Annotated in this window: 8 protein-coding genes; 5 read left to right on the forward strand and 3 right to left on the reverse strand. The window is 61.8% G+C overall.

What is annotated here, in order from left to right; translation table 11 throughout:
• The first annotated feature begins 68 nt into the window (after positions 1-68).
• A complete protein-coding gene (gene metR / locus ACRESH_RS09050) occupies positions 69-986 on the forward strand; it encodes a transcriptional regulator MetR (protein ID WP_431741665.1) in 918 nt (305 codons plus the stop codon).
• 3 nt (positions 987-989) lie between these two features.
• Here the strand turns inward: metR and ACRESH_RS09055 are convergent, their stop codons facing one another.
• Together ACRESH_RS09055 and ACRESH_RS09060 are read right to left on the reverse strand one after the other, a co-directional pair.
• Positions 990-1,628 (reverse strand): LysE family translocator, encoded by a 639-nt coding sequence (locus tag ACRESH_RS09055; RefSeq protein ID WP_431741666.1) that lies wholly within the window; start codon positions 1,626-1,628, stop codon positions 990-992.
• A gap of 24 nt (positions 1,629-1,652) precedes the next feature.
• Entirely contained in the window at positions 1,653-2,066 is a 414-nt protein-coding gene (locus ACRESH_RS09060) for an NUDIX hydrolase (RefSeq protein ID WP_431741667.1), read from the reverse strand.
• Positions 2,067-2,184: 118 nt separating this feature from the next.
• On the opposite strand from ACRESH_RS09060, the gene ACRESH_RS09065 reads away from it, so the two are divergent.
• The 3 genes from ACRESH_RS09065 (at position 2,185) to ACRESH_RS09075 (ending at position 9,518) form a co-directional block, all read left to right on the forward strand.
• Complete coding sequence (locus ACRESH_RS09065) at positions 2,185-6,480, forward strand: DEAD/DEAH box helicase (RefSeq protein WP_431741668.1); 4,296 nt, start codon at positions 2,185-2,187, stop codon at positions 6,478-6,480.
• 142 nt (positions 6,481-6,622) lie between these two features.
• A complete protein-coding gene (locus ACRESH_RS09070; protein WP_431741669.1) occupies positions 6,623-8,242 on the forward strand; it encodes an FMN-binding glutamate synthase family protein in 1,620 nt (539 codons plus the stop codon).
• A gap of 151 nt (positions 8,243-8,393) precedes the next feature.
• A complete protein-coding gene (locus ACRESH_RS09075) occupies positions 8,394-9,518 on the forward strand; it encodes an OpgC family protein (RefSeq protein ID WP_431741670.1) in 1,125 nt (374 codons plus the stop codon).
• A 62-nt stretch (positions 9,519-9,580) separates the two neighbouring features.
• Here ACRESH_RS09075 and ACRESH_RS09080 read toward each other — a convergent pair whose 3' ends face one another.
• Complete coding sequence (locus ACRESH_RS09080; RefSeq protein ID WP_431741671.1) at positions 9,581-11,002, reverse strand: amino acid permease; 1,422 nt, start codon at positions 11,000-11,002, stop codon at positions 9,581-9,583.
• A 438-nt stretch (positions 11,003-11,440) separates the two neighbouring features.
• Between ACRESH_RS09080 and ACRESH_RS09085 the strand changes: the two genes are divergently transcribed.
• Positions 11,441-14,575: a transglycosylase domain-containing protein gene (locus tag ACRESH_RS09085; protein ID WP_431741672.1), complete on the forward strand. Its 3,135-nt coding sequence runs from the start codon at positions 11,441-11,443 to the stop codon at positions 14,573-14,575.
• Positions 14,576-14,659: the final 84 nt, after the last annotated feature.

Genomic DNA, 14,659 nt, shown 5'->3' on the forward strand with positions numbered 1-14,659 from the left:
AGACAGGGCAACATGAGACAAACTCAATAAATTCGTGTTCATCTCAAAATTTACTCATGGAGCACCCAGTGCTGGAAATTCGCCATCTCAAAACCCTGCACGCCCTGCGCGAAGCCGACAGCCTGGTAGAAGCCGCTGAACGTCTGCACCTGACCCAATCGGCACTGTCCCATCAGTTCAAGGAGCTGGAAGAACGCTTGGGGATGCAGCTGTTCATGCGCAAGACCAAGCCGATCCGCTTCACCAGCGCCGGCCTGCGCTTGCTGCAACTGGCCGATGCCACCCTGCCCCTGCTCCGTGGCGCCGAACGCGACATCGCCCGCCTGGCGGGTGGCACGGCCGGCCGCTTGCACATGGCCATCGAATGTCACAGCTGCTTCCAGTGGCTGATGCCGACCATCGACCAGTTCCGCGACGCCTGGCCCGAGGTCGAGCTGGACCTGGCCTCAGGTTTTGCCTTTGCCCCGCTGCCGGCCCTGGCCCGCGGTGACCTGGACCTGGTGGTAACCTCCGACCCCCTGGAGCTGGCCGGCCTCACCTATGTACCGCTGTTCACTTACGAAGCCATGCTCGCGGTAGCCAACCAGCACCCCTTGGCCAGCAAGCCCTACATTGTGCCGGACGATCTGGCCTGCGAGACGCTGATCACCTATCCGGTGGAACGTGACCGCCTGGATATCTTCACCCGTTTCCTGGAGCCCGCCGATGTGGAACCTGCGCAGGTACGCACGGCGGAACTGACTGTGATGATGATGCAGTTGGTGGCCAGCGGTCGCGGCGTCTGCGGCATGCCGCACTGGGCCCTGCACGAGTACAGCTCGCGGGGTTATGTGAAGGGTAAACGCCTGGGCGAGAAAGGCTTGTTCGCCACCCTGTATGCGGCAGTGCGCACCGATATGCTCGATGCGCCCTATATGCGCGATTTCCTGCTGACGGCCAAGGACACCTCGTTCTCCACCCTTGAAGGTGTCAGCGCGGTCCGTTGAGCCTCACGCCAGTTTGCGCTGCTCCTGCACCAGGCGCAGCGCAAGGCCCGCGAGGACGAACCCCATTACATAGCGCTGCACCATCAACCACAACGGATAACGCACGAACCAGGCCGACAGCCCGGCGGCGAACAACGCGATCAACAGGTTGACCGAGAAGCTCACGGTAATCTGGGTCAGCCCCAGCGTCAGGCTCTGGGCCAGTAGCGAGCCATGCTCCGGAGAGATGAACTGCGGCAGGATCGACAGGTAGAACATCGCCACCTTGGGGTTCAGCACACTGGTCAGAAAGCCCATCATCACCAGCTTCGCCGGTGAGTCCGGCGTCAGCTCGCGGGCTTCAAACGGCGAACGCGCTCCGGGTTTGACCGCTTGCCAGGCCATCCACAACAGGTAAGCGGCACCCGCCCACTTGAGCAGGTCATAACCCAGTGGCACTGCCATGAACAAAGCGGTAAGCCCTACTGCCGCCGCGCTCATGTGCACCAGAAACCCACCGACCACGCCCACCAGCGAAGTGATCCCGGCCATGCGACCCTGGCAAATCGAACGTGAAATCAGATAGATCATGTTGGGTCCCGGTGTGAGGACCATCAACAATGCGGCACCGGTGAACAGCAACCATTCTTGAGCGGGGATCATTGGCATTCCTTTGCAAATAGAGGTTCAGGCGGGTTGGCTAGTTAATTGCCGGTACAGGGGCAGAATCAAGTCTCGCGTCAGCGGCGCCAGCTCAAGCGTCAGTTGCTTGCGCGCCGAGACCCAGACCACTTCTTCGATCTCTGCGGCGGGCTCGACGGGCATCGAGGTGTGCACCTGAAACAGCTCGGCCTGGACCTCAAAACCCGGCTCGTTGGCCGCCGGGGCACTGAATTGGCCGAGATAGTCGGCGTCCTGCGGATCGATCTGCAGCCCCAGCTCTTCGAACAATTCACGGGCCAGGGCACTGACCGGTTGCTCGTCGGCCTCGATCTTGCCGCCAGGTTGCATGAAGGCCTGGGTACCGCGCTTGCGCACCAGCAGGGTTCGGCCTTGGGGATCGAGCAGGAGCGCGGCGGCGATGCGTATGGTTTTGCTCATTGGAGACTCGTCGCTGAGGAAGCGCGCTAGGATCACATGTTGAGGATGGCTGGACAACCCTGTGGGAGCCTGACGAATGTACCTTGCAAGCTGCTGCTGTTAGCCGCATAAACAGGCCATGAACCTACCTGCCCTGAACCACCCGCAACTGGCTGCTTTCCACCCTGCCGTGCGCACCTGGTTCCAGCATCGCTTCCCGACCGTGACCGCCGCTCAAGCGCAAGCCTGGCCGCTGATTCGTCGCGGCCAATCGCTGCTGGTGGCTGCCCCCACAGGTTCCGGCAAGACCCTCACCGCCTTCCTGGCAATCCTCGACGAACTGTTCGAGCAGGGCCTGGTCAGCGGACATCTGCCAGACCAGACCCAGGTGGTTTACGTCTCGCCCCTCAAGGCGCTGTCCAACGATATCCAGATCAACCTGCAAGCACCGCTGGCGGGCATCAATGCGGTCCTGACCGAACAAGGCAATAAACCGCTGGCAATACGCACAGCGGTACGCAGTGGCGATACCCCGCAGAAGGAGCGCAGCGCCATGCGCCGCCAGGCGCCGCATATTCTGGTGACCACGCCCGAATCGCTGTATGTACTGCTCGGCTCCGAATCCGGGCGTCAGGGCCTTGCCAACGTGCACACAGTGATCGTCGACGAGATCCATGCCCTGGCCGGCAATAAACGCGGCAGCCACCTGGCACTGAGCCTTGAACGTCTGCAAGCTTTGTGCGCTCGGCCCTTGCGCCGTATTGGCCTGTCAGCCACCCAACGTCCAGTGCAACGGGTGGCCGACTTTCTGGTTGGCAAAGGCCGGGACTGTGCCATTGTCGACATCGGCCATGCCCGTACCCGCGACCTGGCCCTGGAGGTGCCGCCGGTACCTCTGGGCGCTGTTATGGCTAGCGATGTCTGGGACCTGGTGTATGACCGCCTGGCCGCTCTGGCCCGGGAACACCGCACCACCTTGGTATTCGTCAACACCCGCCGCCTGGCCGAGCGCTTGACCCGGCACCTGAGCGAACGCCTGGGCGCGCACGCGGTAGCCGCGCATCACGGCAGCCTGGCCAAGGAGCATCGTCTGGATGCCGAGCAACGCCTCAAGCGCGGCGAGTTACAGGTGCTGGTAGCTACTGCCTCGTTGGAACTGGGGATCGATATCGGCGAGGTCGAACTGGTCTGCCAGATCGGTTCGCCCGGCTCGATTGCGGCCTTTTTGCAGCGGGTCGGACGCGCCGGGCACCAGGTCGAGGGCACCCCCAAAGGCCGTCTGTTTGCGCTATCGCGGGACGATCTGATCGAATGCGCAGCCTTGCTCGACTGTGTACGCCGCGGCGAACTGGATCTGCTGCAGATTCCCCGGGCACCGCTGGATGTGCTGGCTCAGCAGATCGTTGCCGAGGTCAGCTGCCAGCCCTGGCAGGAGCAGGCGCTGTACGATTGCCTGCGCCAGGCCACGCCCTACGCCGAACTGGACCCGGCGCATTACCAGGCCCTGCTGCGCATGCTCGCCGAAGGCTTCAATGGTCGTCAGGGGGTGCGCAGCGCCTACCTGCATCGCGATGCCGTCAACAGCAGCCTGCGCGGGCGACGCGGCAGCCAGCTGACCGCCCTGACCAGCGGCGGCACCATCCCCGACAACGCCGACTATGCGGTGCTGCTCGAACCCCAAGGGTTGAACATCGGCAGCGTCAACGAAGATTTTGCAGTGGAAAGCATCGCCGGCGACATCTTTCAGCTGGGCAATAGCGCTTATCGCATCCTGCGGGTGGAAAGTGGCAAGGTACGCGTCGAGGATGCCAAAGGCTTGCCGCCGAGTATCCCGTTCTGGCTGGGTGAAGCACCAGGGCGCAGTGATGAATTGTCGTTCGCTGTCGCCCGCCTGCAAGACGAGATTGACCGGCGCCTGGGTGAGTCTGCCGGTCAATTGCAGGGCGCGCTCGCCTGGTTGCAGGGAGAGATCGGCCTGACCCCTGACAGCGCTGAACAATTACTCGATTATCTGGCCCGTACTCGCCAGGTATTGGGGGCCCTGCCATCACAACAAACGTTGATCATGGAGCGTTTTTTCGACGAGTCCGGCGGCACCCAGTTGATCATTCACAGTCCTTTTGGCAGCCGCATCAACCGTGCCTGGGGCCTGGCATTGCGCAAGCGCTTCTGCCGCACCTTCAATTTCGAGCTGCAGGCCGCTGCCAGCGAAGATGCCATCGTGCTGTCGCTGTCCGCCAGCCACAGCTTCGCCCTGGACGAGGTGTGGCGCTACCTGCCCAGTAAAAACGCCGAGTCGATCCTGGTCCAGGCCCTGCTCGATGCGCCATTGTTCGGCGTACGCTGGCGCTGGAATGCCGGCATTGCGCTGGCCTTGCCGCGCTTTGTCGGCGGCCGCAAGGTGGCGCCACAAATCCAGCGGATGAAAAGCGAGGATCTTATAGCCGCGGTATTTCCCGACCAGATCGCCTGCCTGGAAAACATCGTCGGCGAACGGCAGATCCCCGATCACCCGCTGGTCGAGCAGACCCTCGACGACTGCCTGCACCAAGCCATGGATTGTGAAGGCTGGCTGGCCTTGCTGCGGCGCATCGAACAAGGGCAGATCACCCTGATCAGCCGTGACCTGCCGGCGCCATCGCCGCTGGCCGCGGCGATTCTCAATGCCCGACCTTACACCTTTCTCGATGATGCACCACTGGAAGAACGGCGCACCCAGGCGGTACAAAGTCGACGCTGGAGTGATGTGCAACACAGTGATGATCTCGGCGCCCTGGATGTTGAGGCCATTCGTGCGGTGCAAGTCGAAACCTGGCCAACGCCTGCGCGCGGCGATGAAATGCACGAGGCGCTGATGAGCCTGGCCGGCATCAGCCAGGATGAAGTGACGGCCAACCCTGGCTGGCAGGCGTGGCTTGAGGAACTGCGTGCGGCAGGTCGGGCCTGCTGCCTGCAACTCGACGCCGGACAGTGCCTTTGGTTGGCCCGCGAGCGCCAGGTGCTCCTGCGCGCAATCTATCCCACTGCGCAGATGACACCGGACCTTGTGGCGCTTGCAGGATTCGACCAGCCCATCGAGCGTGAGGCCGCACTGGTGGAAGTGCTGCGCGCACGCCTGAGCGGATTCGGGCCACAGACCCTGGAGCAGATCGCCGAGCCGTTGCACTTGTCCACTGGTGATCTCGAACTAGCCTTGGTGCGGCTTGAGGCAGAAGGCTATGTGATGCGCGGCTATTTCTGTCCCGGCCAACAACATCTGCAATGGTGCGAGCGCCACCTGCTGGCACGCATCCATCGCTACACGGTCAAACGCCTGCGGCGGGAGATCGAGCCGGTCAGCCTGCAGGATTTCATGCGTTTTCTGTTCGACTGGCAGCACCTTGCGCCGGGCACTCACCTGCAAGGTCCGGCAGCGCTCAGCGTCGTATTGGTGCAGTTCGAGGGTTATCCGGCAGCGGCCGGCGCCTGGGAGAGCGATCTGCTGCCCAGCCGCATCAGCGACTACAGCCCGCGCTGGCTGGACGAAAGCTGTCGCGCCGGCAAGCATGTGTGGGCGCGCCTGGCCCCCGGCACAGCCAGCACTACCCTGCGCAGTACACCGCTGGTGCTGCTGCCACGCACGCAACTGAACTTGTGGCGCACATTCGGCCCCGCCCTCGACAGCAGCGAACTGAGCCTGCGCGCGCAACGGGTATACACGGCGTTGAGCGAGCACGGTGCGTTGTTTTTCGATGAGCTGGTCAACGATGCCCACCTGCTCCCCAGCGAACTGGAAAACGCCTTGCAGGAGCTGGTGGCCGCCGGCCTGGTCAGCGCCGACAGTTTCGCCGGCCTGCGTGCGCTGATCACCCCGGCAAGCAAGCGTCAGAACCGTAGCCATCGTCGCGGTCGCGGCGCGCTGTTCGGTGGCATGGACGATGCCGGGCGCTGGGCGCTGCTGCGCAAAACCCCGGCAGCCGGCAACCGTGATGACAGCCTGGAACACGTCGCCCGCACCCTGCTGCGCCGTTACGGTGTGATCTGCTGGCGGCTGCTGGAGCGTGAGGCCGACTGGCTGCCGAACTGGCGCGAACTGTTGCGTTGCTACCATCGCCTGGAAGCCCGCGGCGAAATCCGTGGCGGGCGGTTCATCAGCGGCCTGGCAGGCGAACAGTTCGCCCTGCCCGAAGCCGTAGCTCTGTTGCGCGAAGTTCGCAGACGACCAGTGGACGGCGGCCTGGTCGCCATCAGCGCCAGCGATCCGTTGAACCTGATCGGCACCCTGCTACCGGGCAACAAGGTGCCAGCGCTGAGCGGCAATCGGCTGCTCTTTCGCGATGGCCTGCCGGTCGCCACGCTGATTGCTGGCAACGTCCAACTGCTCATTGCGCTGGAACTGGCGCAGCAAGGCGAACTGCGCGAGCGCTTGATCCGCGAGCCAAGACGCCAGCGCTGACAACGCTTGCGCGAATGATTTTCACTCCACAAGACCAGGCGCAAACCTTCATGTTTGTAGGCTGGCGCTAGCGCGTCCAACCGGGCTAAGGTCGAAGATTGTCCAGGCCCTGAGCCTGACCGTGCCATCGCAAGGAACCCGTATGAGCCTGTCACTTCTCAGCCGCTATGCCTTTTTCGCCGCCTGCGTACTGTTCACCCTGGCGAGCCTGCCTTTCCTGCACCATGAATGGCTCTGGCCCTTCACCCTGAGCACCGCTGTGCTCAGCCTGATCGGCCTGTTCGACCTGCTGCAAAGCCGCCACGCCGTACGCCGCAATTACCCGATCCTGGGCAACATCCGCTACCTGGTCGAAGGCATTCGTCCGGAAATCCGCCAGTACCTGCTCGAAGCCGACAGCGACGCCCTGCCCTTCTCCCGGGCCCAGCGTTCACTGGTTTACGCCCGGGCCAAGAACGAAGCGTCCGACAAACCCTTCGGCACCTTGATCGATGTCTACCAGTCCGGCTTCGAGTTCATCGGCCACTCCATGCGCCCGGCGCCCTTGAGCGATCCGGCCAGCTTTCGGGTGATGGTCGGCGGCCCGCAATGCACTCAGCCCTATTCGGCCTCGGTCTTCAACATCTCGGCCATGAGCTTCGGCTCGCTCAGCGCCAATGCCATCCGCGCCCTGAACCAGGGCGCCAAACTGGGTAATTTCGCCCATGACACCGGTGAAGGCAGCATCAGCCCCTATCACCGCGAACACGGCGGTGACCTGACCTGGGAGCTGGGCAGCGGCTACTTCGGCTGTCGGACTTCGGACGGGCGCTTCGACCCCGAACGCTTCGCCGAGCAGGCCCGCAACCCGCAGGTACGCATGATCGAGATAAAGATGAGCCAGGGCGCCAAGCCCGGCCATGGCGGCATCCTGCCCAAGCACAAGGTCACCCGTGAGATCGCCGAGACTCGTGGCGTGATGATGGGTGAAGACTGCATATCGCCCTCGTGCCACAGCGCCTTTTCCACACCGATCGAAATGATGCAGTTCATTGCGCAGTTGCGTGAGCTATCAGGCGGCAAGCCGGTAGGTTTCAAGTTCTGCCTGGGTCACCCCTGGGAGTTTATGGGTATTGCCAAGGCGATGCTACACACCGGGATCCTGCCGGACTTCATCGTCGTCGATGGCAAAGAGGGTGGTACCGGTGCAGCGCCCGTGGAATTCACCGACCATATCGGCGTCCCCCTGCGTGAAGGCCTGCTGTTCGTGCACAACACCCTGGTTGGGTTGAACCTGCGCGACAAAATCAAACTGGGGGCCAGCGGCAAGATCGTCAGCGCCTTCGACATTGCCAGCGTCCTGGCCATCGGCGCCGACTGGGCCAACTCGGCACGGGGCTTCATGTTCGCCATCGGCTGCATCCAGTCACAGAGCTGCCACACCAACAAATGCCCCACCGGCGTCGCCACCCAGGATGCCCTGCGCCAACGTGCCCTGGTGGTGCCGGACAAGGCCCAGCGGGTATTCAACTTCCACCACAGCACCCTCAAGGCCCTGGCCGAAATGCTCGCTGCCGCAGGTCTCGAACATCCGTCGCAACTGGCGGCCAAGCATCTGGTTCGACGGATTTCAGCCACCGAGATCAAGCTGTTCTCGCAGATGCATGTGTTCCTCAAGCCTGGCGAACTGCTCAGCGGCGAAATCAGTGGCGAGTTCTATTCGCGGATGTGGCAGATGGCCAGGGCGGACAGCTTTGAACCTCAGGACCTGGCAGTCGCCTGAGGATCAAGCGCGGTATTGAGACATCAAGTAATAGGCAACTTTTGCAATTGCTTGCCAATACCGCCACCCTGCCCCCCGCCCGACGTGTGGCGCGTGAGAATGCCGACGTCGGCCTGTCACTATTTAATCCACTGCTCAAGAGCCCGCTGCCATGTTTAACGGACGCGACCCGCGCATCGATTTTTTTCGGGGCCTGGCGCTGATCTTCATCTTCTGGGATCACATCCCGCACAACCCTCTGGGCCAGATCACCCTGCGTAACATCGGTTTCAGCGATGCTGCGGAAGTCTTCGTATTCCTCGCCGGCTACGCGGCGGTACTGGCCTACGGCAAGGTCTTGCAACGCGATGGTTACCTAATCGCGTGTGTAAAGATCCTCAGGCGTACCTGGGTGCTGTATGTAGTGCATATCTTCCTGTTGGCGATGCTGATGGGCATCGTCTTCTACGCCAACAGCCATGTGCAAACCCGCGACCTGGTCGAGGAAATGGGCCTGACGCATTTCATCACCAACCCCCAGCAAGCGCTGACCGATGAACTGCTGCTGCGCTTCAAACCCAACCTGATGGATCCGCTGCCGCTGTACATCGTACTGTTGGCCGGGCTGGCCATAGTCCTGCCACTGTTGATGCGCCATACCTGGGCGGTGGTGGGTGTGTCGATGGCGGTGTATCTGCTGGCGCCGAGGCTAGGCTGGAATCTGGCGAATTTTTCCGACGGTGTCTGGTACTTCAACCCGGTCACCTGGCAATTTCTGTTTGTACTCGGTGGCGCAGCGGCGATACACGGACAGCGGCCACGTGCGCCGCAAACCCTGCCGTTGCTTCACCAACCGCTGTTTCTGGCAGCGGCCGCCTATTCACTGCTGGCTTGCCTGATCACTGTTTCCTGGCGCTGGCCAGAGATTCACGATGCACTGATGCCGGCAGCAATCAGCGAGCTGTTGTACCCCATCAGCAAGACTGACCTGTCGCCGGTACGTCTGCTGCACTTCCTGGCGCTGGCCTACGTTACCGCCAAACTGCTGCCTGGCAGCCGCTGGACGCAAAACTGGCTAGCCCAGCAAACCTGTCGCATGGGGCGCTATTCGCTGGAAGTATTCTGTTTTGGCGTACTGCTCGCGCCCTTGGCGGACATGGTCAATGCCCTGGCGGATGAACACTGGTCGATGCAGTTGCTGACCGCACTGGTAGGGGTGGGGTTGATGGCGTTGCTGGCGGCCTGGCTTGATCTGAACAAGCGCTTGGGTCGGCCGGTGCAGGTGCCGGCGACTTGAAGCTTCATCGCGGGGCAAGCCCCCCACAGGTATGTGTGGACTTGCCCCACGATGTTTCTACATCACGACGCTGAACGCGCCAACTGCACGTTGTCAGCTTTAGGCGACAACTTGAACACGTAGTACAGCACTGTCAGCATCACCAGGAACGCCGGGCCGATATACAGCGCCACACGGGTCTCCTCGAAGTAAGCCATCAGGCCGACCACCAGGATCAGGAACGCCAGCGCCAGGTAGGAGCTCAGCGGCCACAGCCACATGCGGTATTTCAGTGCAGCGCGTTCGGCATTGCTCAGACCGGCACGGAACTTCAGCTGCGCCAGCAGGATCATCACCCAGGTCCAGATTGCCCCGAAGGTGGCAATGGCGGTTACCCAGACGAAGACTTTTTCCGGCACCAGGTAGTTGGCCAACACACCCAGCAGCAAAGCGGCGATGGACAGCAGCAAAGCGTTACGCGGCACGCCATTGCTTGAGGTCCGCGCGAAAGTCGCCGGTGCCTGACCGTTCTGCGCCAGGCTGTAAAGCATGCGCCCGGTGCTGAAGATGCCGCCGTTGCACGACGACAGCGCAGCGGTAATCACCACGAAGTTGATGATACCGGCGGCAGTCTTGATGCCCAGACGCTCGAACGTCATCACGAACGGGCTGCCCTGGCTGCCAATCTCGTTCCAGGGATAGATCGACAGGATCACGAACAGCGCACCGACATAGAACAACAGGATGCGCCAGAACACCGAGCCGATGGCCTGGGGAATGGTCTTTTGCGGGTTGCGTGCTTCACCGGCGGTCAGGCCGATCATTTCTACGCCCAGGTAGGCGAACATCACCATCTGCAGCGACATCAACACACCGGTCACGCCATTGGGCATGAAGCCGCCGTTGCTCCAGAGGTTGGAAATGCCCATCGCCACGCCGTCGTTGCCGAAGCCAAAGGCGATGACGCCGATACCGCCGAGGACCATGGCGATAATGGTGACAATCTTGATCAGGGCAAACCAGAACTCGAACTCACCGAAGGCCTTGACCGCGATCAGGTTGATCGCGCCCATGCTGCCCAGGGCCGCCAGAGCCCAGATCCAGCGCGGTACTTCAGGGAACCAGATGCCCATGTAGATGGCCACCGCGGTGATTTCCGCCACACAGGTCACCAGCCACAGGAACCAGTAGTTCCAGCCGGTCAGGAAGCCCGCCAGCGGGCCCAGGTAATCTTGAGCGTAACGGCTGAAGGAGCCTGCGACCGGGTTGTGCACGGCCATTTCACCAAGGGCGCGCATGATCACCAGGATCGCCAGGCCACCAATGATGTAGGACAGCATGATTGCCGGTCCGGCCATTTCAATGGCTTTGGCCGAGCCCAGGAACAGGCCGACACCGATACAGGCGCCAAGCGCCATCAGGCGAATATGTCGCTCGCCGAGTTCTCGCTTGAGTGGGCCGCCCTGAGCGGTCTCAGCGTGAGAAGGATGGTTGCCGACTGGCATAGAAATACAACCTCATTTTGTTATTGGATATAGACCCTTCGTGCAGGCCTGGTACCGCCGATAGGCTGGATACGCTGCCTTGCCGGGCGCCACCTTGTGAGCGGCCCCGTCTACCGACACGCAAATTGCCGGCAAAGCGAAAGGGGCGAGCAGTATAGAAAGGCCCCTGCAGGGCATTTCACTATAAAGAGCAGGATATTTGGCGAGAACTCTCGGCCAAAACCGCATCCACGGAGGGGCATTCCCCGTGTTTTCTCCAGCGTGACAAACAGGGCGGCTAACATAGCACCAAAATAGGGCATTACAACCTCCACCAAAGGCGCATGCCCTACCCTTTTTTGGGAAGCGCCTTACAAGGCTTACAAATTTTTCACCAAACCCGCTCACCGTCTAAGCTTCAGGCAAGCAAGACGAAAATACGTAGCCGGGCTGAACACTATGGGCGCATTGTGGCAATCGGAACCAACGAGTAAGGAAACTCCCACTGAATCCCATGAAGAATCGCCATTGCCGAAAAGCCCTCGCCAACGTCGTCTGTGGTGGCGGCTGCTGTGGCTGGTGCTGCTGCTTGCCCTGATTGCGCTGGGAATGGCCATCGCCAATGAAATGCACACCTCGCGCCTGCAATCACGCGAGCTCAGTCAACTCGCCTCAACCTTGACCTACTCCCTGCAGCCGGGGCCCAGCGATGCGATCATTTATCCGGGTGACGGCCCCTTCGACAAACGCCTGGGCTATAGCGCGTTGGGGGAATTCCTGCCACGTCTGCTGAAACGTGATTATGTGATCAGCGAACAGGTACATTTCTCCCCGGCGTTGATGGACTACACCGAGCACGGACTCTTCGTGCCCTATAAAGAGAAAATTCAGACTGGCCTGTCGATCACCGACTGCAAGGGCGATGTGCTCTACCAGTACCACTACCCGCAGTACCTGTACCCGGACTTCGACGCCATCCCCCCGGTCATCGTCAACAGCCTGCTGTTCATCGAAAACCGCGACCTGCTCGCCGCCAACGACCCCAACGCCAACCCCGCCGTGGACTGGCCACGTTTTGCCAAGGCCGCCTACAGCCAGGTCGCCAGGTACCTGGCCCTGCCCGGCCAGTCCGCCGGTGGCAGCACCCTGGCCACCCAGCTGGAAAAGTACCGTCACTCCCCCGACGGCTTGACCGTCTCGGGCAGCGAGAAAATCCGCCAGATGATTTCCGCCAGCGTGCGTGCCTACCAGGGCGGCCCGCAAACGATCGAAGCACGGCAGCGCATCGTGCGTGACTACCTCAACAGCGTGCCGCTTTCGGCGGTGCCCGGGCATGGTGAAGTACATGGCATGGCTGAGGGCCTGCGGGTCTGGTACGGCGCCGACTTCGCCCAGGTCAACCGGGCCCTGACCTCGACCGAGAGCGACCCTGCAAGTATGGCTGCACGCGGCCTGGCCCTGCGTCAGGTACTGTCGCTGATGATTGCCCAGCGCCGCCCCTCGCATTTTCTGTCCAAGGGCCGCAACGAACTGGCCGAGTTGACCGACAGCCACATTCGAATTCTGGCTGCCAGCAACATCGTCGACCGGCCCCTGGCCGACGCCGCGCTGGCCAGCAAGACGATCTACCGCGACTGGGTTGCCCAGCCGACCATCCAGCCGATCGTCACCAACAAGGGCATCAGCGTAGCCCGCAGTCGGCTCTCCCTGGCCCTGGCCCGACCGCTGTACGACCTTGACCGTCTCGACATGTCGGCCACCAGCACCTTGCAATCTGACCTGCAAGGCCAGGTCAGCCAGTACCTCAAGGACCTCGCCGATCCAGCCATCGCCGAGAAGATCGGCCTGTTTGGCGAGCGCTTGCTGACCCCGACCAGCACCACCCAGGTGCGCTACAGCTTTACCCTGCTCGAACGCACTGCCAACGGTTCGCGGGTACGGGTGCAAACCGACAGCACCGACCAGCCTTTCGACATCAACGAGGGCAGCAAGCTGGAACTGGGCTCCACTGCCAAGCTGCGGGTGCTGACCAGCTACCTGGAAATCATCGCCGAACTGCATGACAAGTACGCCGCTACCCCCGCCGCCGACCTGAAGAAAGTCGAAGTCGCCGAGCTTGACTTCATTACCCGCTGGGCCATCGACTACCTGATCCAGAACAAGGACCGCAACATCACCGCGATGCTCGATGCCGCGCTTAATCGCAAGTATTCGGCCAGCCCCGGTGAGGCCTTCTTCACTGGGGGCGGCATGCATGTGTTCAATAACTTTCGCAAGGAAGATAACAGCCGAATTACCACGCTCAAGGACGCCTTGCGCGAGTCGATCAACTTGCCGTTTATCCGCTTGATGCGTGACCTGGTGCGCTACAGCACCTACCAGACGCCGGGTAGCAGCATCAGACTGCTCAAGGACGATGCTGAACCGCGACGCCAGGAGTACCTGGCCCGTTTTGCCGACAAGGAAGGCACCGACTACTTGCGCAGGTTCTGGAAAAAGTACCAGCGCAAGACCTCGCAACAGCGCCTGGACACCTTCCTCGACGGTTTGCGGATCACCCCGATCCGCCTGGCTGCCGTACACCGCTATCTGTTCCCCGAAGCCGACCAGGCCACCTTCAACGCCTTCGTCCGTGCTCACCTGAAAAAGGACTTGCAGGACACCAAGCGCAAGCCCACCAAGCAAGACATTTTGACCGATGAGCGCCTGGACAATTTGTACTATGCCTACGGTCCCGGCAAATTCGACCTGCCCGACCAGGGCTTTGTCGCCAAGGTCCACCCTTTGGACCTGTGGCTGCTGGGCTACCTGCTGAACAATCCCACCGCCAACTTCCAGGACGCCGCGCAGGGCAGCCAGTTCGAGCGCCAGGAAGTCTACAGCTGGCTATTCAAGAGCCGGCACAAAGGCGCGCGTGACAGTCGTATTCGTACCCTGGTGGAAATCGAGGCCTTCCTCGATATCCACCAGCGCTGGAAACGCGTCGGCTATCCCTTTGATCACCTGGTGCCCTCGCTGGCCACCGCCATCGGCAGCTCCGGCGACCGCCCGGCAGCCCTGGCCGAGCTGATCGGCATCATCCAGAACGATGGTATTCGCCTGCCGACCTTGCGTATCGATACCTTGCACTTTGCCGCCGATACGCCTTATGAGACTCGCCTGGCGGGTGATCCGGACCTGGGTCAGCGGGTGCTGTCAGTGGAAGTCGCCCGGGCCTTGCGCGGCGCCCTCTCGCAGGTGGTCGATGCCGGGACCGCACGACGGGTGTCCGGCAGCTTCAAACTCGACGACGGTACGCCAATGGTCATGGGCGGCAAGACCGGTACCGGTGACAACCGTCTCGAAAGCTGGGGAGCCGGTGGCCGTCTGCTGGGTTCAAAGGCGATCAACCGCACGGCGACCTTTGTGTTCTTCCTTGGCGACAACCACTTTGGCACCCTCACCGCCTTCGTACCCGGTCGCGCCGCCGAGTCCTTCAAGTTCACCTCGGCCCTGCCGGTACAGGTGCTCAAGGGCATGGCACCGATCCTGACCCCCTACCTGCAACCCGGTAACCATACCCTGTGCAAGACGCCACAGGTGGCGCACCAGTAACCCCTTGAACCAACGCTCAGGCGGGTGACAGACGCCTGGGCATTGGTTTTTCAACGGCACCGTTCATCTCCTCACCCTTTTCAT

The organism is Pseudomonas sp. (genome assembly GCF_050739775.1).
GTDB lineage: Bacteria > Pseudomonadota > Gammaproteobacteria > Pseudomonadales > Pseudomonadaceae > Aquipseudomonas.